Raw genomic sequence first — 17,555 nt, forward strand, 5'->3', positions numbered from 1 at the left:
GTCCTGAAAATTCTAGCATGCCATTGCGCCGGCCGTATACCGGCAGCTCTACGATATAGTCGTCAGCTCTCGAACGGCTCGTTGCCGACGATTTCGATGCCGTAGCCCGACAGGCCCTTGTAGGCATGGACCGCCGACGTCAGATGACGGATCGACGTTACCCCGAGATCGCGCAGGATTTGCGCACCGATGCCGACTTCGCGCCACTGGCGATGCCGATCCTCCTCGGTGGAGTGATGCTGCTGCTCCAGTGGTGCCACCGGCACGCCGACGACGCCGTCGCGCAGATAAACGAGAACGCCGCTGCCATTCGCCTTGAACCGCTCCAGCACCTTCTCCAGGCGACGGGAACTAAAGAAAATATCCTTGATGACGTTCGGCTTGTGAATGCGGGTGAGCACGCCCTTGCCGTCGCCAACCCCGTTATAGACGAACGCCGCGTGATAGACGGGATCGAACGGCGAACGATAGGCGTAACCCTTCAGGGGACCGATCGGAGAATCCGTCGTGAAGGTCGACACCCGCTCGATCAGCTTCTCGCGCGCCTGCCGATAAGCAATCATGTCCGCGATGGTGACGTGTTTCAGGTTATGCTTCCTGGCAAAGTCCGCCACCTGCTGGCCCTTCATCACCGTGCCGTCGTCGTTCATCAGTTCGCTGATGACGCCGACAGGCGGCAGGTCGGTGAGCTTGCACAGGTCGACGGCCGCTTCGGTGTGACCGGAGCGCAGCAGCACTCCGCCCTCGCGCGCGATCAACGGAAAAATATGCCCCGGCCGCGCGAAGTCGGCTGCGCCCGCGTTCGGATTGGCCAATGCACGGCAACACGCAACCCGCTCGTCGGCGGAAATGCCGGTCGTCATGCCAGGCTTGTAGTCGATGGAGACCGTAAAGGCCGTGGTGTGATTGGAGTCGTTATGGGCGACCATCGGATCGAGCCGCAGCCGTCGCGCATCCTCGACCGTCAACGGCGCACAGACGATGCCCGAGGTGTGGCGGATGATGAACGCCATCTTTTCCGAAGTGCAGAGGCTGGCGGCGACGATCAGATCGCCCTCGCCCTCACGATCTTCATCGTCGGTCACCACAACGATCTCACCCGCGGCAAAAGCCTTCAGGACTTCGGGAATGGAATTCGGCATTTTACGGTTCTCTGGCGCGATTCGATGGATCGTATGACGCACCCTGACGCCTCGCGCAACGGCTGCGTATCAACGAATCCTTACCCATCCGGTTCGAATGGTACAATTGGAATTCCGTAGATTTTTCATAGACTCTGTTCACAGCCTACCATTTGACGCATTGAACATCGGCGTCCGATCGCTCATATCCAGAACAGAAGCTCGGCCGCTTTCGCCGCAGCTCATTCCTTTAAATCATCGGTCATCTGCGCGAACCTCATGACTCTGCCCGTCACTCGACTTCTGCTCGCCGGTCTCGCAAGCATTGTCACGATCGCCGCCACCTCGCTTCCCGGCAAGGCGCAGGATAAAAACGCCGTGACCGGAATCTGGGTCACGGAAAAGGGCGATGCTAGGGTTCGGATCACGACCTGCGGCGCCGGTATTTGCGGCAAGGTCATCGCCTTACGCGAACCGACCGACCCGGAAACCGGCAAACCCGCGACCGACAATAAAAATCCGAACCCGGCCCTCGCCCAGCGCCCGGTCATCGGGCTCAATCTCTTCAACGACATGCGCGCGACCGGCCCCGCCAGTTGGGCGGGCCGCATCTACAATGCGGAAGACGGCCAGTTCTACGCCAGCAAGGTCATGCAGGAGGGTCCGACGCGGCTGCGCGTGGAGGGTTGCGTCGGCGCACTGTGCGGCGGCGAAACCTGGAGCAAGGTCGGCAACTAAGCCGTCCCTCCTTCTGCGGTTTGGCCCGCAGAATTACGTGCCGGGCTGCGGTTCCCAGTTCTCCGCGCTCGCACCGGCCAGCGCCCGGACCCGTTCTTCGTCGCGGGCGAACTCCGAGGCTATTCCCGAATACACCACGCGGCCATCATCGAGCACGTAAGCGCGGTCTGAAATCTCGACAGCCGCACGCACGTTCTGCTCGACCAGCAGCACCGAGATGCCCTGCTCCCGCGCGCTCTGGATCACCCGAAAGACTTCCTGCACGATCAAAGGCGCAAGCCCCTGCGACGGCTCGTCGAGCAGGATCAATTTCGGATTGAGCAGCAGCGCGCGCGCAATGGCCAGCATCTCCTGCTCGCCGCCCGAGAGCTGCCCGCCCTTGTTGGCCTTGCGTTCCGCAAGCCGCGGGAACAACTCGAACACGCGCTCGATCGTCCACGGGCCGGGCCGCTCGGCGGGCACTTTCAGATTTTCCTCGACCGTCAGGTTCGGGAAGATCTTTCGCCCCTCTGGCACGAACCCCACCCCCAGTGCCGCGATGCGATAGGGATTGAACTGCGTCGTGGTCTGGCCGAAAATCCGCACCGTTCCCTCGCGCGCCTTCGTCAGGCCCATCAGGCTACGCATGGTGGTGCTTTTGCCCGCACCGTTGCGGCCGAGCAGCGACACGATCTCGCCTTCCCTCACCTCGAGACTGACGCCGCGCAGGATGTGACTCTTGCCATAATAGGTGTGAAGCCCTTCGGCCTCGAGCACTACGCTGGTCATGCCGCGCCCTTTCCGAGATAGGCTGCCTGCACAACCTCGTTGGCAGCGATCTCCGGCGGCGTGCCTTCCGCCAGCATCTTGCCTTCGGCCAGTACGGTGATGCGGTCGGCCAGATGGAAGACGACACGCATGTCGTGCTCGATCAGCACGATGGTGAGCTTCTCGTCGCGATGCAGTTTCCGGATCAACTGAGTGACATCGTAGGTTTCCTGATCGCCCATGCCTGCGGTTGGCTCGTCGAGCAGCAGCAGCTTCGGGTTGAGCGCAATCGCCATCATGATCTCGGTCGCGCGCTGGTCGCCATGCGAGAGTTCGCCTGCGATACGATCGGCCTTGTTGGTGAGCCCGCCCATTCTCATGAGATCGGCGACCCGCGCGGCCACCTTTTCGCCTCCCTCGGCCGGCATTCGGAATGTGAGGCGATACCCTTCCGCCACTTCGACGGCGACCCGGATGTTCTCGTAAACCGACAGCTCCGGAAATATCTCCGTGATCTGGAAGGTGCGCGCCATGCCGCTCCACACGCGCTGCACAGGCGGCATATCCGTCACATCGGTTTCATTGAACGTGATCTTGCCGGCACTCGGGCTCAGAAAGCCGCTGATCATGTTGAAGAACGTCGTCTTGCCGGCTCCGTTGGGGCCGATCACCGCGCGCAACTCGCCCGGCTGCACGTTCAACGAGACATTGTCGACCGCCACCAGACTGCCGAACCGTTTCGAGACTCCCTCGATGCGCAGGATGCTCATGACGTGGCCCTCCGTTTCAGCGCGCCAAGCACACCGCGCGGGAAGAACAGCACGATCAGCACGAAGAATACGCCGACGAACGACATCCAGTTCTCGGTCTGGCTCGACAGATAATCCTGCAGCACGACGAAGATCGCAGCGCCAATCAACGGCCCCCAGAACGACCGCATACCGCCCAGCACCGCCATGATCACGAAGTCACCGGATTGGGTCCAGTACAGCGCGCGTGGATCGACGAAGTTGTTGAGCAGCGCGTAGAGCGCGCCCGCGAGACTGACGAAGGCGCAGGAAATCGTCCACGACATCCAGATATGCCGGTCGATCGGAATGCCGAGGAAGCGCGCTCGCCGTTCGTTCTCGCGGATGGCGATCAGCGTATGTCCGAAGGGCGAACGCAACACCCATGCCATCACCGCGACCGCGATCGCGAAGATCGCGAGCACGAAGAAATAGAACAGCCGCGAATTGCCCTGAATGTCGAGCGTGGTGAACCCAAGGTCGATCGGCAGGCGCCCCCATCCGGTCAGGCCGTCGTCACCGCCCGTCACCGAATGCCAACGGAACGCGATGAAGTAGAACACCTGCCCAAACGCGATGGTGACCATGGCGAAATAGACACCACGCAGGCGAATGATCATCGGGCCGATGATGGCAGCCGCGAACGCGCCGATCAGCACGCCGAAGATGATCGCAAGGCCTGTGCTCGGATAGAGATAACGCAGCATCAGACCCGCGCCGTAAGCGCCGAGGCCGAAATATGCGGCATGACCGAAGGAGAGAACGCCGGTGTAGCCGAGCAGGAAGTTCAGCGACATGGCCGCAAGGCCGAGGATGACGACGCGGGTACCGAGTTCGGTGTAGCCGCCGATGGCCGGAAGCCAGTATGGCATTGCCACCAACGCAACCCAGACGACGATGTTCGCAAGCAGTTTGTTGCGATCGAGGGTGTCCATCAGAAACGCCCCTCCTCGCCGAGAAGGCCGCGTGGCCGGACCAGCAGCACCGCTGCCATCATCACGTACATGATCGCTTCCGTTGCAGAAGGAAAGAAAACCGTGGCGAGACCGGATGCGACGCCGATCAGCAAGCCGCCGAGCAGCGTTCCCGGCAGACTGCCGAGACCGCCGACAATGATCGCCACGAAGCTCGGCATGATGAGCGAACTGCCGATGGTCGGCTGCAGGCCGAGCTGGCCGACCGCAAGCACGCCGGCTAGGCCTGCGAGATAAACGCCGATGCCGAAATTGAGATTGCGCAGGATACGCACATTAACGCCAAGAACCGACACCGTTTCGAGGTCATGCGTGCCGGCACGGATGCGGATGCCAAGCCGCGTGTAGCGCAGGATCAGGAATATCCCGGCGACCGCGATTGCAACGATCAGCACCATGAACAGCCGATAGCCGGTGAGAAAGAAATAATCCTGGCTGAGTGGCGTCACGAGCCAGCCCGGCACCTGAAACGGCAGGCTCTGCGCGCCCCAGATGAACCGCGCCCCATCCTCCAAGATGAAGGCAAGGCCGAATGTCAGCAGCAGGCTGTAGAGCGGATCACGTCCATAGACCCTGCGGATCAGGACTCGCTCGACGATCAACCCCAAAACCGCGGTGAGCACAGGTGCAACGATGAGCCCACCCCAGAAGCCGATATAGGGGATCAACGTATAGGCGATGTAGCCGCCGAGCGCGAGAAATCCGCCATGTGCGAAATTGATCGTCCCGGAGAGATTGAGGATCAGCGACAGGCCGAGCGCCATGAGTGCGTAGAACGCGCCGACGATAAGCCCGTTGAAGATGTTGAAAAGAACAAGTTGCGTCATGTCAGGAAAATGCCGTTGGCCTGTCCACAACTCCGCTCGTCAAAGCGGCAGTATGCAAACCCGCGAGGACGATATCGACACACCCTTGGACGATCCGAACCGCGAGGACACGGCCCGGATCGCTTCCAATCAGGCAGGCCGGATCAGGCAGGCCACGTCATCTTGCAGCCGGTGTCAGCGACTGACGGAGCAGCTTTGCTGCCATCCACTTCCATGTCGACGACGAAGAGATCTTCGGGATCGTCCTTACCCTTCGCTTGCGCGTGTCCGACATACAGCGTCGGCATGAGCTGATTGTCGCCCTCACGATAAACCGTGTCTTTCGGCATCAACGCAATTTCCGGCGGTAACTTGAAGCCCTGCAGCGCCTTGGCCATCTTCACCGTATCGAGCGACTTGGCGTTTGCGGCAGCGAGAGCGCAGGTCCAGGCCGATGCGAAACCGAACCACGTACGCGCGGTCGGCACGTGGCCACCGGTCTTCTTGCGGATGTCGGCCACGAACTCAGCGACATGCGGCACGTTCGGCTGCTTCCAGTACCACTCGAACACCCAGCTTCCGATTCGCGCTTCCGGCGGCAGGCCGTTAAGTGCTTCGAGCTCCTGCTGGGCGCCCGCAATATGGAAACGCTTGTCGAGGCCGAACTGCACAGCCTGCTTCAGCGTGTTCACCATGTCCTCGCCCGACGTCAGCACGATGATGACTTCAGGATTGGCTGCCTGCGCCTTGATCAGATATGACGAGAAATCGGTGGTCTGCAGCGGCACGAGATCGCCACCCACCTTCGTTCCACCAAATTCCTTCAAGCTGGCCTCAAAGCCCTGCTGAAGCGTGTGGCCGAAGGCATAATCCGGCGTGATGAAGTACCACTTCTTGCCGTACTTCTCGAACAACACCTTCGAGATCGAGTTGGTCTGCATGCGAGTGGTGTTGCAGACGCGGAAAACATTCCAGTGGCAGTTCGAACCGGTGATCGTATCGGTGTGACCACCCGGAACGACATGAAGAATCTTCTTCTCATAGGCGACGTTCGCCATCGCCTGCGCCAGCGCCGAGTTGACGTTGCCGAGCAGAAAATTCACTTGGTCACGGTCGATCAGCTTACGCGCCTTCTGCACCGCGGTGCCGGCGTCGCCGCTCGTTGAATCCTCTACCAGCAGTTCAACCTTGCGGCCGAGAATGCCGCCCTTGGCGTTGATCTGTTCGACAGCAAGCTGCGCGCCGATCATCTCGTTCTTGCCGGTCGCGGCGTAGGTACCGGTCAGCGGATTGTCGAGACCAATTTTGACGGTGTCGGCGGCCCACGACGTAACGACAAAGGGGGAAGCAACCTGCGAAACACCCGCCAGCGCGGTTGCTTTCAACAAAGAGCGACGGCTCAATTTCGGCAATTCGAACTTCGAACTCATAAATCGTCCTCCCAGATGTGATCTTTTTTGCTTTAGGCCGCGCTCATTTTTTGATTTTGAATTTTTTTATGACGCCAATGCTGGCTCAAAGAATGCAAAATTAAAATCCAGATATCGCCTCATGTCGAGAACGTGATGGAAAACTTTCGTCTCAGTTCGACGACGCTTTCGGATGCCTTTCTGTTTTGCATATCGCGTTGCGATAAAGACAACGCACTGCAAAATCAGCCGAGGTCATTCCTTGCAAACGAATTCAAGGCTCGCAAAGAAATTTGTGCTGCTAGAATTTTTAGAAGCCGAGGAATATTTCTCGATCAACGGTGTCGAACGTCATCCAGCAAAATACTGACTGACGATCATCGTGCCGCGATATCTCGCTCACGCTTCAGCGCCCAAGCCGTTAAAGGCAACGCCCGTCCTTGGGTGGAGCGTTCGGGGAGAAGACCATCGACGATGGCGGCCTACCCGGCCCGGAATCGGCAATCACGCCCGCAGCCATGTGCGAGGCGCTCATAAAATGACCGGAATGAAGCGGGGACGGGCGGAATGGTCGGAGTAGCAGGATTCGAACCTGCGACCCCCTGCTCCCGAAGCAGGTGCGCTACCGGGCTGCGCTATACTCCGACGTGAGGCCGGTCTTATAACCGTGCCTCCCGGTCCCTGCAAGGCACCTGAGAAGCACTTTGACGCCGCCCCTTCCAACGCCCATAAAAGGGCCGATGGCCCTGATTTTGACCACAAAAACCCTTCCCGCAGCCGCCGCGGCACGCCCGGCGGCCGAATGCCTCGCCGCTGGCGGGCTCGTCGCCTTCCCGACCGAGACCGTCTACGGCCTCGGCGCTGACGGGACCAACGGCGAGGCGATCGCACGGCTCTACGAGGCCAAGGGACGGCCCTCCTTCAACCCGCTCATTGCCCATGTTCCGACGCTGGAAGCCGCCAAGCACGTCGCCATCTTCAACGAAATCGCCCTCAAACTCGCCCGGGCTTTCTGGCCGGGACCGTTGACACTGGTGCTGCCCAAGGCACACGGATGCCCGGTCGCAAGCCTTGCCACGGCGGGCCTCGATACCGTCGCGGTACGGATCCCGGCCCACCCGGTCGCCCAGGCCATCCTGCAGGCACTCGGTGCCCCCATCGTCGCCCCATCCGCCAACCGCTCGGGCCATGTCTCGCCGACCACGGCCGCGCATGTGCGTCACGACCTCGACGGCCGAATCGACATGATCGTCGACGGCGGGCCGGTCAGCGTAGGCCTCGAATCCACCATCGTCGGCTGCATCGGCGCACCCACCCTGCTGCGGCCCGGCGGCGCGCCGCGCGCGGATATCGAAGCCGTGCTCGGCGTGACGCTCGGCCGAATCGAAACCGCGCCGGGACATGACAGCCCGCTCGCACCTGGCATGCTGGAATCGCATTATGCGCCCAAAGCCGCCGTCCGGCTCGCCGCAACAACGCTCGATACCAACGAAGCGCTGCTCGCCTTCGGCGCACCGCTGCCAGGCGCGCGACCCGAGCGCATGCTCAACCTCTCGCCACGCGGTGACCTGATCGAGGCGGCAGCCAATCTGTTCGGTCATCTTCGCGCACTGGATGAAACCGGCGCGCAGACGATCGCGGTGATGCCCATTCCTGCACATGGCCTTGGTGAGGCGATCAACGATCGCCTGCGCCGCGCCGCAGCCGACAGGCCAGCATGATGACAGCCTCTTCTCTCTCCCCAGATCTGCTGGCGCGCTTTTCCGCCATCGTCGGCGACAGGCATGCCATCGCGGACGGCGACGAGAAGACGCCCTACCTCATCGAGGAGCGCGGCCTCTATCAGGGCCGCTCGCCGGTGATCCTGCGTCCGGGTACGACGGACGAAGTCGCCGCGATCTGCAAGCTCGCCAGCGAAACCCGAACACCATTGGTACCGCAGGGCGGCAACACCGGCCTCGTCGGCGGACAGATTCCTCACCACGGCGAAATCCTGCTCTCGCTGCGCCGCCTCGACAAAGTTCGCGAGGTCGATCCGTCCTCCAACACCATGATCTGCGAATCCGGCGTCATTCTCGCCAACGCGCATGTCGCGGCGGAGAAAGCCGACCGCATCTTCCCGCTGTGGCTCGGCTCGGAGGGAAGCTGCACCATCGGTGGCAATCTTTCCACCAATGCGGGCGGCATCGCCGCGTTGTCTTACGGCGTGGCGCGCGATCTCGTACTCGGGCTTGAAGTCGTGCTCGCCGACGGCCGCATCCTGAACGGCCTGTCGAAACTGAAGAAGGACAACACCGGCTACGACCTGCGCAATCTTTTCATCGGCGCGGAAGGCACGCTCGGCATCATCACCGCCGCGGTGCTGAAACTGATGCCGAAGCCGCGCACGGTGGAAACGGCATTCGTCGGCCTCGCCTCGCCCGAAGCAGCGCTGAAGCTTCTGGAGCTGTCGCAATCTTCCGCAGGCCCTACGCTGACGAGTTTTGAGCTGATCGCCGATATCGCTGTCCAGTTCGCGCTCAAACACGGCCCCGGATTGCGCGCACCGCTGTCGGACTCGCATCCGTGGTATGTGCTGATGGAAATCTCCTCGCCGCGCGACGACGCGCGCGCGCTGATCGAGAACACCCTGGAAGCGGCGATGGAAGCGGGCCTTGTCGACGACGCCGTGATTGCCGCCAATCTCGACCAGCGCCAGGCGTTCTGGACGCTGCGCGAAGTGATCTCGCCAGCGCAGAAGCCCGAGGGCGGCTCGATCAAGCACGACGTCTCGGTGCCGGTGGCGGCGGTCCCGCAATTCATCGCCGAAGCCGACGCGGCGGTGACGAAACTCATTCCCGGCGCACGGGTTGTGGCATTCGGCCATCTCGGCGACGGCAACATCCACTACAATGTCAGCCAGCCGCTGGATGCCGACAAGAATGCTTTCGTTGCGCGCTGGCACGAAGTGAACGATGTCGTCCATGCGATCGTGCGCAAGCACGGCGGCTCGATTTCCGCCGAGCATGGCATCGGCCTTCTCAAACGCGATGAGCTGCCGCGCGTGAAGGATCCGGTTGCGCTCGACCTGATGCGCACGCTCAAGCGCACGCTCGATCCACTCAACATCCTCAATCCGGGTAAAGTGGTCTGACGGCAGGCTCGTCTGACTAGAACAGCGAACCTTGCCTCTCATCCACCGCACGCGCAGCGCGTCGCGGCGAGGTTTCCACCTTCTCCGGCTCTGCAGCCTCCGACGGATCAACTGGCAACAGCAATCCTGCATGATCGTTCGCAACGCGATTGACCTCGCTCGAGACCGGATGCCACGCAAGACTCCCTGTCGGAGGCGGCTGTAGCAATGCGATCGCCTGTTGTGTGGCGACCTCTCCCTCAAGCCAACAGTCATAGTCGCGCGGTGCAATCACCACCGGCACACGTGCATGCAGATGCGCCATCTCCTGTCGGGCGGCGGTTGTCACGATCGCTACGGTGTCCTGTTCTTCTCCATTTGGACCAACCCAGGTTTCAGCGAGCGCGGCAAATCCCATCGGCGCGTCGTCACGCGGATGAATGAAGAAAGGCTGCTTGCGGCCATTCGCATTCTGCCACTCGTAGTAACCGTCGGCGGGCACGAGGCAGCGCCGCCGCCTGATGGCGTTGCGGAAGGCTGGCTTCTCCAGCACGGTCTCGGAGCGGGCGTTGATGACGAGAGAGAACGTCTTTGGGTCTTTCACCCATGCCGGGATGAAGCCCCAGCGCATCAGCTGGAAATGCCGCCCGCTCTGCTCTCCAAAAACCACACCGATGGGTTGGGTCGGCGCGATATTGTATCGGGGCGGGAAATTCGGCTGTTCGGTATAATTGAATGCATGCCGCAGGATCGCCGGAGCCGACGTCAGCGTAAATCGCCCGCACATGCCTCCCCCTTTAACAGGATACCGATCATTAATTGCCGCCCGGTAGTGTTAGTCGGTCTGCTACGATCCTTCAAAGCCTCCGATGACGTTATCCCGAACGACAACCTCGACGAACCCACCCGATGCCGCCCAGGCGGCACGGCGTCAGTTGTTGAAGGACAACAACATCAATCCGCGTACGGGCCTCGCCACCGACTACCTCAACCATTTCAACGAAGCGATCATGCTTCTGGAAATGATCCCGGACATGCCCGAATGCACCGAGGATTTCCTGAGTTGGCGGCCGCTCACCTATCGCCAGCATTTCGAGGCCTCAAACCTCAAGGCGAAGGAACTCGCAATCCAAGCCTATGAGCAGGCCGACCTCGCCCTGAAAACCGAATTCGACCGGGTGATTGGCTCGATGCGGGATATTCTGGTCGCCGTAAGCGAAGGCATGCGCCGTACAAAACAGGACGCAACCCGCATCAAGCTCGCCACCGAGGCCATCGGCTGGATCCAGCCTCTGCTTGCGATGGCCGGCGCTTTGATCCACGGTGTGCCGGACGGAACCGACATCGACAGCATCATGGAAGCCTGAAGACGTGACCGACTCCATCGCCGCAAGACCGCAGGTTGCGGTCAGCGCAGGCATTTTCCGCGACGGCAAGATCCTCCTGACGCGCCGGGCCAACAATCCGAAGGGATCGCTCTGGACGTTCCCCGGCGGCCGCATCGAGTTCGAAGAAACCATCGCCGAGGCGCTCAAGCGCGAAATCCTCGAGGAAACCGGACTGACCATCGAGATCGCCGGATCGGCCGGGGTTCGCGAAATGCTGCACAAACAATCTGGACATGGGCATTTCATCATCCTGCCGTTCGCGGCGCGTTGGGTATCCGGCGAGGTCACGCTCAACGACGAGCTTGAGGAAGCTTGCTGGTTCGACCCGAACGAGACCACCGACCTGATGGTCACCGACGGCCTGCATGAGGTGATCGCCACCGCACGCCGGGTCGTAGGCATCTGAATCGGTGTTGCACCGCCTTGCCCCCGCCATATCCGGAAGGCTAAGACCAGCCGCCATGCTGCGCCGTTTCCTTGCCGTGCTCCTGACCTGTTCGATCCTGCTGCCGGCGGCTGCCCGCGCAGAGGACGCAGCCGCGCCATTCGACGCCGACCTGCAGCGGCTGGCCGAAATCCTCGGTGCGCTGCACTACCTGCGCGGCATCTGCGGAACCAACGACGGCCAGAAATGGCGGACCGAGATGCAGGCCCTGATCGAGGCCGAAACGCCCTCCGGCGACCGTCGCACCCGGATGATCGCGAGTTTCAACCGCGGCTATAACGGTTTCCGGCAGACCTACCGGACCTGCACCCCGGCCGCCCATCTGGTGATCCGCCGGTATCTCACCGAAGGCGCCGACATTTCCCGGAACCTGACCTCGCGCTACGCGAACTAAAAGTTATCGACAGCCCTCCCCTTTAAATTAACCTTTTCGCAAGAACTCGCTGGGATGGCCCGCTCTGCATGTTAAAGCTCGGGAACATTGCCACGGCGCTTGTGCGCCCGATTCCGGATTGTCTTCTTTCATGTCGCATTCGCCTCTTGCCCCTTCCCGCGCTCCTCTCCCCGACCGGGAGCAGAAGCAGGCCGCGCTAACCTACCTGAACGAGGCATGGGCCGAGGCGCTCCATGATGGCATCGACGGCGACTGCCTCGCGCAGGCGAGCCTGTTCGCGGCCTTCGCCGAACTGGTGAATACCTATGGCGAAGACGCGGTCGCGAAATTCGTCGAGGGCCTGCCAGCGCGCGTACGCAGCGGCGAGTTTTCGCTGGTGACGTTCAAGCAGTAACGAACTGTTCCGGCGAGGCTTTCACCTCGCCTCCTCTTACGGCTTCAGTGTTTCCATGAAGCGCACCGGCTCGCCCTGCGACGGCGTCGCTAGCTCACCCTGCCACATCACCCGCTGTCCGCGCACGAACGTGCCGACCGGCCAGCCTTTCACCTTCATGCCATCGTAAGGCGTCCAGCCCGCGCGTGAGGCCGTCCACTCGTTGGTGATGGTCTCGCTGCGCTTCATGTCGACCACGGTGAAATCCGCGTCATAACCGGCGGCGATGCGGCCCTTACAGGCGATGTTGTAGATGCGCGCAGGCCCCGCGCTCGACAAATCGACAAACCGCGCGAGCGACAGCCGCCCTGCGTTCACATGGTCGAGCATGATCGGCACCAGTGTCTGCACACCGGTCATGCCGGACGGCGACGCCGGATAGGTCTTCGATTTTTCATCCAGCGTATGCGGTGCGTGATCGGAGCCGAGCACGTCGATGATACCCTGCGAAATGCCGCGCCAGATTCCGTCGCGATGGCTCGCATCGCGCACCGGCGGATTCATCTGCGCACGGGTACCGAGCCGCTCATAACATTCGGGCCCAGCCAACGTGAGATGATGCGGCGTCGCCTCGCAGGTCGCGACATCCTTGTGGTCGCGCAGATAGTCGATCTCCTCTTTGGTGGAGATATGCAGGACGTGGATCCGCTTGCCGTATTCGCGCGCGATGCCGACGAGTCGTTGCGTCGCGATCAATGCGGCCTCTACATCGCGCCACACCGGATGCGAGCGAGGGTCGCCTTCGATCCGCAAATTCTTCCGCTCGTTGAGGCGATATTCGTCCTCGGCATGGAATGCGGCGCGGCGGCGGATCACGCCGAGGATTTTGCGCAGACCGTCATCGTCCTCAACCAACAGGCTGCCGGTCGACGAGCCGATGAACACCTTGACGCCCGAACAGCCCGGTGCGCGCTCCAGCTCCGGCAAATCGCGATAATTCTCGCGGGTACCACCGATGAAGAAGGCAAAATCGCAATGCATGCGGTGATGGCCAGCCCTGACCTTGGCGGTGAAGGTTTCCTCCGTGATCGTCAGCGGACTGGTGTTCGGCATCTCAAACACCGCCGTCACACCGCCCATCACCGCGCTGCGTGAACCGGTCTCCAAATCTTCCTTGTGGGTCAGGCCAGGTTCGCGAAAATGCACCTGCGTGTCGATCACGCCGGGCAGGATGTGCAGGCCCTTGCAGTCGATCACCTCGCCTGCGCTGGCATTATCCGGCACATCCAGCGCGGCTATCCTGCCTGCCGTCACACCGATATTGCGCACGCCCTCCCCGTCCTGATTGACCACGGTTCCGGATTTGAGAAGGAGATCGAAGGTTTGAGCCATTATCCTGATTGCCGCAAATGCTGAGACGCCACAATTTACCCCGCGCGGACCGGCACGGGGCTTGTTGCGCGCACCTTACAGCCTTACGTTTCGCAGCGATATCGGCGATGCGCGATTCTTCGCAAAACTTCTGCCGGTCAAAGCCTCTCGATCAAGAACTCGCCGATCAAGTATCCCATGAAATCCGCATTTCTCACCGATCGGGGCGTAGTCAAAGTCAGCGGCGAAGATGCCCGCCACTTTCTCAACGGCCTTGTCACCACCAATGTTGACCTGATCCAGCCGGGTCTCGGGCGTTTCGGCGCGCTGCTGACGCCGCAAGGCAAGATCATCGCCGATTTTCTGGTCACCGAAGTACCAGCGGGTCACGGCGGCGGCTTTCTGCTCGATTGCCCGAAATCGCTGGCGCAACCGCTCGCCGCGCGCCTTGGCATCTACAAGCTGCGCGCCAAGGTCGCGATCGAGAACCTGTCGGATGCTTTCGGTGTGCTCGCGGTCTGGGACGGACAGCCGCAGATGACGCCTGACCTCGCCTTTCCCGATCCGCGTAACGAGGCGCTCGGCTGGCGCGTGCTGGTGCCCGCGGAGTTGGCGGACAAAGCCGCCACCGCGATCGGCGCGGAGATGGTCGACGAAAGCGAGTACGAAGCGCATCGCATCAGATGCGGCGCGCCGCGTGGAGGCATCGACTTCGCCTATAGCGACGCCTTCCCGCACGATGCCAACATGGACCGGCTGCATGGCGTCGATTTCGACAAGGGCTGCTATATCGGCCAGGAAGTCGTCTCCCGCATGCAACATCGCGGCACCGCGCGCACCCGGATCGTCCGCGTCGGACTCGACGGGTCTGTTGCGGCGGGAACGCCGGTGACGGCGGGCGACAAAACGCTGGGTACGCTTGGTTCATCCGCGGGCGAACGCGGTCTCGCGCTGTTGCGCATCGATCGTGTCGCCGATGCGGTGGAGGCAGGCACGCCCGTTCTTGCGGCCGGTCATCCGCTCTCCTTCGTCGTGCCGCAGGACATCCAGCCGCCGAAGAAGGCCTCCGCATGAACGCCGCACAAACGAAGGCAGCCAAGGTTTCACGCTGCGCGTGGCCGGGCGAAGATCCTCTCTATGTCGCCTATCACGACGAGGAATGGGGCGTGCCGGAATATGACGACCGCGCGCTGTTCGAGAAACTGCTCCTTGATGGCTTCCAGGCCGGACTGTCGTGGATCACCATTCTGCGCAAGCGCGACAATTTCCGCAGAGCCTTCGACAATTTCGATCCCAAAAAAATCGCACGTTACGACGCGAAGAAAATCGCCGCGCTGATGAACGACGCGGGCATCGTACGCAATCGCGCGAAAATCGAAGGCGCGGTGAAAAGCGCGCAGGCATACCTCGTCATCATGGACGAAGGCCCCGGCTTCTCCAAGCTGCTGTGGAGCTTCGTCGACGGCGAGCCGAAGGTGAACCGTTTCCGCAGCAGAGGTCAGGTGCCGACATCGACTCCGGAATCGATTGCGATGTCAAAGGAACTCGTGAAGCGCGGCTTCAAGTTCGTGGGTCCCACCATTGTCTATGCCTTCATGCAGGCTACCGGCATGGTCAACGATCACATGGTCACGTGCCATTGCCACGCAACCTGCGGCAAGCCCAAACGCGCGCGCAAGACCAAATGACCGCGAAACATCCCCCCGCAAAACCCGCCGCCCGCGCGTGGCAACGCATGCTGTCGGGACGGCGGCTCGATCTGCTCGATCCCTCGCCGCTGGATGTTGAGGTCACCGACGTCGCGCATGGCCTCGCCCGCGTCGCGCGCTGGAACGGGCAAACTCATGGCGCGCATATCTTCTCGGTTGCACAGCACACGCTGCTGGTCGAGGAAGTACTGCGCACACGTTCACCGCGCATCGACCGCCGCGTGCGGCTTGCGGCGATGCTGCACGACGCGCCCGAATACGTGATCGGCGACATGATCTCGCCGTTCAAGGCGGTGATCGGCGGCTCTTACAAGGCGGTAGAGAAGCGGCTGCTCGCGGCGATCCATCTGCATTTCGGCCTGCCCGCTGTCCTGCCCGCGGACATCGAGGCTCTCATCAAGACCGCTGACATGGGTGCAGCCTATCTCGAGGCGACCTCGCTTGCGGGTTTCAGCCAGGCCGAGGCAAAGCGCCTGTTTGGCCGCGATCCCAAGCTCACCCCCGCGACCATCGAGAATTATCTCACGCCGTGGTCCGCCACCAAGGCGGAAAGGCAGTTTCTCGCGCGCTGCCAGTCGCTGATGGCATAATTGTTCCGGTTTTTGTGCGCTTTCGCAGCGCTGCGCCCTGACGTATAGAGGGCACAGTCCAGAGGCCATAATGATCCACGTCTGCTCGCTCGCTGAACTTCATCCGACCGTCGCCGCCGTTGGTGCGAGCCATATCATCACCGTGCTAGGCAAGGTCGAGAGAGCGGTGACGCCTGTCTCCGTGCTCGACGCCAACCATTTGCGCGTGTCGATGGACGACATCACTGAGGCCGCCGACGGCTTCACGCCTCCCGCCGCCGCGCATATCAACACCACGCTCGATTTCGTGCGGCGCTGGGATCGCCGCGCACCACTTGTCGTCCATTGCTTCGCCGGGATCAGCCGATCGACCGCCACCGCATTCATGGCTGTCTGCGCCCTCAATCCCGAGCGCGACGAAAACGATATCGCGAACGCCATTCGCGCCGCCTCTCCGAGCGCCAGCCCAAACAGGCTGATCGTCCAGCTCGCCGATCGCGCGCTCGGACGCGAGGGCCGCATGATTCGCGCCGTCGAGCGCATTGGCCCTGGCGCCGCCGTGCTCCAAGGCCGCCCATTCCAGATTAATCTTGAGTGAGGCGATGGCAGAGAAGTCGCTGACCCCCATCGAGATCGGCCTCACCGCCGCTATCGTATCGATCAACGACAATGAGCCTCTGATCCTCACGGCGCCTGGCACCGGACAGGATGAACTCGCGGGCCTGCCGTTCGGTCCGTTTGACGCGGTCAGCCATCGCACCTTCGAGATCGGCCTGCGGGCCTGGGTTGCCGAACAGACCGGCCTGCAACTCGGCTATGTCGAGCAGCTCTATACCTTCGGCGACCGCGGCCGGCACACCACCGATCACACCGGCGTCCATGTCGCGTCCATCGGCTATCTTGCGCTGACGCGTTCGGCGGACGGCGATTCCACGCCACAGGTGCCGGGCGCGACATTCGAGCCGTGGTACCGCTATTTCCCGTGGGAGGACTGGCGCATCGCCAAACCCACGATGATCGATCGCGAAATCCTGCCCGCGTTGCAGGCATGGGCGGCGGCATCGGAGGCACCCAACGCCAACCGCGCACTTGGGCGTGCGGACCGCGTGCGGCTTTACTTTGGCGCCGAAGGCACCCATTGGGACGAGGAACATGTCCTCGACCGCTACGAGCTTCTTTATGAAGCAGGCCTCGTCGAAGAGGCCATGCGCGATGGCCGCTCGGCGGCACTGGCACGCAAATCACTGCCTCCGCTCGGCGTCGCTATGCGCTTCGACCATCGCCGCATTCTCGCGACCGCCATCGCACGGCTGCGTTCCAAGCTGAAATACCGCCCCGTGGTGTTCGAATTGCTGCCGCCTGAATTTACGCTGACGGAATTGCAGCACACGGTGGAGGCAATCTCCGGCCGCCATCTGCACAAGCAGAACTTCCGTCGCCTTGTCGAAGCGGGAGCACTGACAGAACCCACCGGCGAGATGTCGACGCGAACGGGCGGCCGCCCTGCGGCTCTTTTCCGGTTTCGCCGCGAAGTTTTGCAGGAGCGCCCTGCTCCGGGCCTGCGGGTGCGTACGCGCAGATAAACCAAGCCTGCTTAAAGGGCTTTACACC

20 protein-coding genes and 1 tRNA gene are annotated in these 17,555 nt (G+C 62.0%); 12 read left to right on the forward strand and 9 right to left on the reverse strand.

The genetic code is table 11. From position 1 onward, the window contains the following. Positions 1-62: 62 nt before the first annotated feature. Positions 63-1,142 carry a 3,4-dihydroxy-2-butanone-4-phosphate synthase gene (ribB, locus tag HMPREF9697_RS07380; RefSeq protein WP_002716555.1) on the reverse strand — a complete coding sequence of 360 codons (1,080 nt, stop codon included), beginning with the start codon at positions 1,140-1,142 and terminating at the stop codon, positions 63-65. A gap of 258 nt (positions 1,143-1,400) precedes the next feature. On the opposite strand from ribB, the gene HMPREF9697_RS07385 reads away from it, so the two are divergent. After that, on the forward strand, positions 1,401-1,859 hold the full coding sequence (locus HMPREF9697_RS07385) for a DUF2147 domain-containing protein (RefSeq protein ID WP_002716556.1): 459 nt from the start codon (positions 1,401-1,403) through the stop codon (positions 1,857-1,859). Between the two features lie 33 nt (positions 1,860-1,892). Here the strand turns inward: HMPREF9697_RS07385 and HMPREF9697_RS07390 are convergent, their stop codons facing one another. The 6 genes from HMPREF9697_RS07390 to HMPREF9697_RS07415 form a co-directional block, all read right to left on the reverse strand. Continuing rightward, positions 1,893-2,627, reverse strand: a complete 735-nt coding sequence (locus tag HMPREF9697_RS07390) for an ABC transporter ATP-binding protein (RefSeq protein WP_002716557.1) — start codon at positions 2,625-2,627, stop codon at positions 1,893-1,895. Next, positions 2,624-3,376 (reverse strand): ABC transporter ATP-binding protein, encoded by a 753-nt coding sequence (locus tag HMPREF9697_RS07395; RefSeq protein WP_002716558.1) that lies wholly within the window; start codon positions 3,374-3,376, stop codon positions 2,624-2,626. The genes HMPREF9697_RS07390 and HMPREF9697_RS07395 overlap by 4 nt, the downstream gene beginning before the upstream one ends. Then, positions 3,373-4,329, reverse strand: a complete 957-nt coding sequence (locus HMPREF9697_RS07400; RefSeq protein WP_002716559.1) for a branched-chain amino acid ABC transporter permease — start codon at positions 4,327-4,329, stop codon at positions 3,373-3,375. The genes HMPREF9697_RS07395 and HMPREF9697_RS07400 overlap by 4 nt, the downstream gene beginning before the upstream one ends. Next, the gene (locus HMPREF9697_RS07405) at positions 4,329-5,195 is read right to left on the reverse strand and encodes a branched-chain amino acid ABC transporter permease (RefSeq protein ID WP_002716560.1); all 867 of its coding nucleotides are present in this window, start codon (positions 5,193-5,195) and stop codon (positions 4,329-4,331) included. The genes HMPREF9697_RS07400 and HMPREF9697_RS07405 overlap by 1 nt, the downstream gene beginning before the upstream one ends. A 143-nt stretch (positions 5,196-5,338) precedes the next feature. Continuing rightward, complete coding sequence (locus HMPREF9697_RS07410) at positions 5,339-6,604, reverse strand: ABC transporter substrate-binding protein (RefSeq protein WP_002716561.1); 1,266 nt, start codon at positions 6,602-6,604, stop codon at positions 5,339-5,341. Positions 6,605-7,151: 547 nt separating this feature from the next. Continuing rightward, positions 7,152-7,228, reverse strand: a tRNA-Pro gene (locus HMPREF9697_RS07415). Between the two features lie 95 nt (positions 7,229-7,323). Between HMPREF9697_RS07415 and HMPREF9697_RS07420 the strand changes: the two genes are divergently transcribed. Then, entirely contained in the window at positions 7,324-8,304 is a 981-nt protein-coding gene (locus HMPREF9697_RS07420) for an L-threonylcarbamoyladenylate synthase (protein ID WP_002716562.1), read from the forward strand. Continuing rightward, positions 8,304-9,716, forward strand: coding sequence for an FAD-binding oxidoreductase (locus HMPREF9697_RS07425; RefSeq protein WP_040308169.1), 1,413 nt, complete (start codon positions 8,304-8,306; stop codon positions 9,714-9,716). The genes HMPREF9697_RS07420 and HMPREF9697_RS07425 overlap by 1 nt, the downstream gene beginning before the upstream one ends. A 16-nt stretch (positions 9,717-9,732) precedes the next feature. On the opposite strand, the gene HMPREF9697_RS07430 is transcribed toward HMPREF9697_RS07425, so the two are convergent. Further along, positions 9,733-10,482 (reverse strand): SOS response-associated peptidase, encoded by a 750-nt coding sequence (locus HMPREF9697_RS07430; protein ID WP_002716564.1) that lies wholly within the window; start codon positions 10,480-10,482, stop codon positions 9,733-9,735. An 82-nt stretch (positions 10,483-10,564) separates the two neighbouring features. Between HMPREF9697_RS07430 and HMPREF9697_RS07435 the strand changes: the two genes are divergently transcribed. From HMPREF9697_RS07435 to HMPREF9697_RS07450, 4 genes are all read left to right on the forward strand, one after another. Further along, positions 10,565-11,062 (forward strand): hypothetical protein, encoded by a 498-nt coding sequence (locus HMPREF9697_RS07435; protein WP_002716565.1) that lies wholly within the window; start codon positions 10,565-10,567, stop codon positions 11,060-11,062. A 4-nt stretch (positions 11,063-11,066) separates the two neighbouring features. Then, the gene (locus HMPREF9697_RS07440) at positions 11,067-11,489 is read left to right on the forward strand and encodes an NUDIX hydrolase (protein WP_002716566.1); all 423 of its coding nucleotides are present in this window, start codon (positions 11,067-11,069) and stop codon (positions 11,487-11,489) included. A 55-nt stretch (positions 11,490-11,544) separates the two neighbouring features. Next, the gene (locus tag HMPREF9697_RS07445) at positions 11,545-11,922 is read left to right on the forward strand and encodes a TIGR02301 family protein (RefSeq protein WP_002716567.1); all 378 of its coding nucleotides are present in this window, start codon (positions 11,545-11,547) and stop codon (positions 11,920-11,922) included. A 130-nt stretch (positions 11,923-12,052) separates the two neighbouring features. Next, positions 12,053-12,316 (forward strand): hypothetical protein, encoded by a 264-nt coding sequence (locus tag HMPREF9697_RS07450; protein WP_002716568.1) that lies wholly within the window; start codon positions 12,053-12,055, stop codon positions 12,314-12,316. Between the two features lie 36 nt (positions 12,317-12,352). On the opposite strand, the gene HMPREF9697_RS07455 is transcribed toward HMPREF9697_RS07450, so the two are convergent. Then, on the reverse strand, positions 12,353-13,687 hold the full coding sequence (locus HMPREF9697_RS07455; RefSeq protein ID WP_002716569.1) for a dihydroorotase: 1,335 nt from the start codon (positions 13,685-13,687) through the stop codon (positions 12,353-12,355). Positions 13,688-13,864: 177 nt separating this feature from the next. Between HMPREF9697_RS07455 and ygfZ the strand changes: the two genes are divergently transcribed. The 5 genes from ygfZ (at position 13,865) to HMPREF9697_RS07480 (ending at position 17,527) form a co-directional block, all read left to right on the forward strand. Further along, complete coding sequence (gene ygfZ / locus HMPREF9697_RS07460) at positions 13,865-14,740, forward strand: CAF17-like 4Fe-4S cluster assembly/insertion protein YgfZ (RefSeq protein WP_002716570.1); 876 nt, start codon at positions 13,865-13,867, stop codon at positions 14,738-14,740. Then, complete coding sequence (locus HMPREF9697_RS07465) at positions 14,737-15,354, forward strand: DNA-3-methyladenine glycosylase I (protein WP_002716571.1); 618 nt, start codon at positions 14,737-14,739, stop codon at positions 15,352-15,354. The genes ygfZ and HMPREF9697_RS07465 overlap by 4 nt, the downstream gene beginning before the upstream one ends. Continuing rightward, positions 15,351-15,965 (forward strand): YfbR-like 5'-deoxynucleotidase, encoded by a 615-nt coding sequence (locus HMPREF9697_RS07470; protein WP_002716572.1) that lies wholly within the window; start codon positions 15,351-15,353, stop codon positions 15,963-15,965. The genes HMPREF9697_RS07465 and HMPREF9697_RS07470 overlap by 4 nt, the downstream gene beginning before the upstream one ends. A gap of 70 nt (positions 15,966-16,035) precedes the next feature. Then, on the forward strand, positions 16,036-16,542 hold the full coding sequence (locus HMPREF9697_RS07475; RefSeq protein WP_002716573.1) for a tyrosine phosphatase family protein: 507 nt from the start codon (positions 16,036-16,038) through the stop codon (positions 16,540-16,542). A 4-nt stretch (positions 16,543-16,546) separates the two neighbouring features. Continuing rightward, positions 16,547-17,527 carry an NUDIX hydrolase gene (locus HMPREF9697_RS07480; protein WP_002716574.1) on the forward strand — a complete coding sequence of 327 codons (981 nt, stop codon included), beginning with the start codon at positions 16,547-16,549 and terminating at the stop codon, positions 17,525-17,527. Positions 17,528-17,555: the final 28 nt, after the last annotated feature.

Source organism: Afipia felis ATCC 53690 (assembly GCF_000314735.2).
Classification (GTDB): domain Bacteria; phylum Pseudomonadota; class Alphaproteobacteria; order Rhizobiales; family Xanthobacteraceae; genus Afipia; species Afipia felis.

Bases quoted from the DNA above. Each gene is read 5' to 3' on its own strand.
- ribB (WP_002716555.1), bottom strand. From the start codon at position 1,142: ATGCCGAATTCCATTCCCGAAGTCCTGAAGGCTTTTGCCGCGGGTGAG.
- HMPREF9697_RS07385 (WP_002716556.1), top strand. From the start codon at position 1,401: ATGACTCTGCCCGTCACTCGACTTCTGCTCGCCGGTCTCGCAAGCATT.
- HMPREF9697_RS07390 (WP_002716557.1), bottom strand. From the start codon at position 2,627: ATGACCAGCGTAGTGCTCGAGGCCGAAGGGCTTCACACCTATTATGGC.
- HMPREF9697_RS07395 (WP_002716558.1), bottom strand. From the start codon at position 3,376: ATGAGCATCCTGCGCATCGAGGGAGTCTCGAAACGGTTCGGCAGTCTG.
- HMPREF9697_RS07400 (WP_002716559.1), bottom strand. From the start codon at position 4,329: ATGGACACCCTCGATCGCAACAAACTGCTTGCGAACATCGTCGTCTGG.
- HMPREF9697_RS07405 (WP_002716560.1), bottom strand. From the start codon at position 5,195: ATGACGCAACTTGTTCTTTTCAACATCTTCAACGGGCTTATCGTCGGC.
- HMPREF9697_RS07410 (WP_002716561.1), bottom strand. From the start codon at position 6,604: ATGAGTTCGAAGTTCGAATTGCCGAAATTGAGCCGTCGCTCTTTGTTG.
- HMPREF9697_RS07420 (WP_002716562.1), top strand. From the start codon at position 7,324: ATGGCCCTGATTTTGACCACAAAAACCCTTCCCGCAGCCGCCGCGGCA.
- HMPREF9697_RS07425 (WP_040308169.1), top strand. From the start codon at position 8,304: ATGACAGCCTCTTCTCTCTCCCCAGATCTGCTGGCGCGCTTTTCCGCC.
- HMPREF9697_RS07430 (WP_002716564.1), bottom strand. From the start codon at position 10,482: ATGTGCGGGCGATTTACGCTGACGTCGGCTCCGGCGATCCTGCGGCAT.
- HMPREF9697_RS07435 (WP_002716565.1), top strand. From the start codon at position 10,565: ATGACGTTATCCCGAACGACAACCTCGACGAACCCACCCGATGCCGCC.
- HMPREF9697_RS07445 (WP_002716567.1), top strand. From the start codon at position 11,545: ATGCTGCGCCGTTTCCTTGCCGTGCTCCTGACCTGTTCGATCCTGCTG.
- HMPREF9697_RS07450 (WP_002716568.1), top strand. From the start codon at position 12,053: ATGTCGCATTCGCCTCTTGCCCCTTCCCGCGCTCCTCTCCCCGACCGG.
- HMPREF9697_RS07455 (WP_002716569.1), bottom strand. From the start codon at position 13,687: ATGGCTCAAACCTTCGATCTCCTTCTCAAATCCGGAACCGTGGTCAAT.
- ygfZ (WP_002716570.1), top strand. From the start codon at position 13,865: ATGAAATCCGCATTTCTCACCGATCGGGGCGTAGTCAAAGTCAGCGGC.
- HMPREF9697_RS07465 (WP_002716571.1), top strand. From the start codon at position 14,737: ATGAACGCCGCACAAACGAAGGCAGCCAAGGTTTCACGCTGCGCGTGG.
- HMPREF9697_RS07470 (WP_002716572.1), top strand. From the start codon at position 15,351: ATGACCGCGAAACATCCCCCCGCAAAACCCGCCGCCCGCGCGTGGCAA.
- HMPREF9697_RS07475 (WP_002716573.1), top strand. From the start codon at position 16,036: ATGATCCACGTCTGCTCGCTCGCTGAACTTCATCCGACCGTCGCCGCC.
- HMPREF9697_RS07480 (WP_002716574.1), top strand. From the start codon at position 16,547: ATGGCAGAGAAGTCGCTGACCCCCATCGAGATCGGCCTCACCGCCGCT.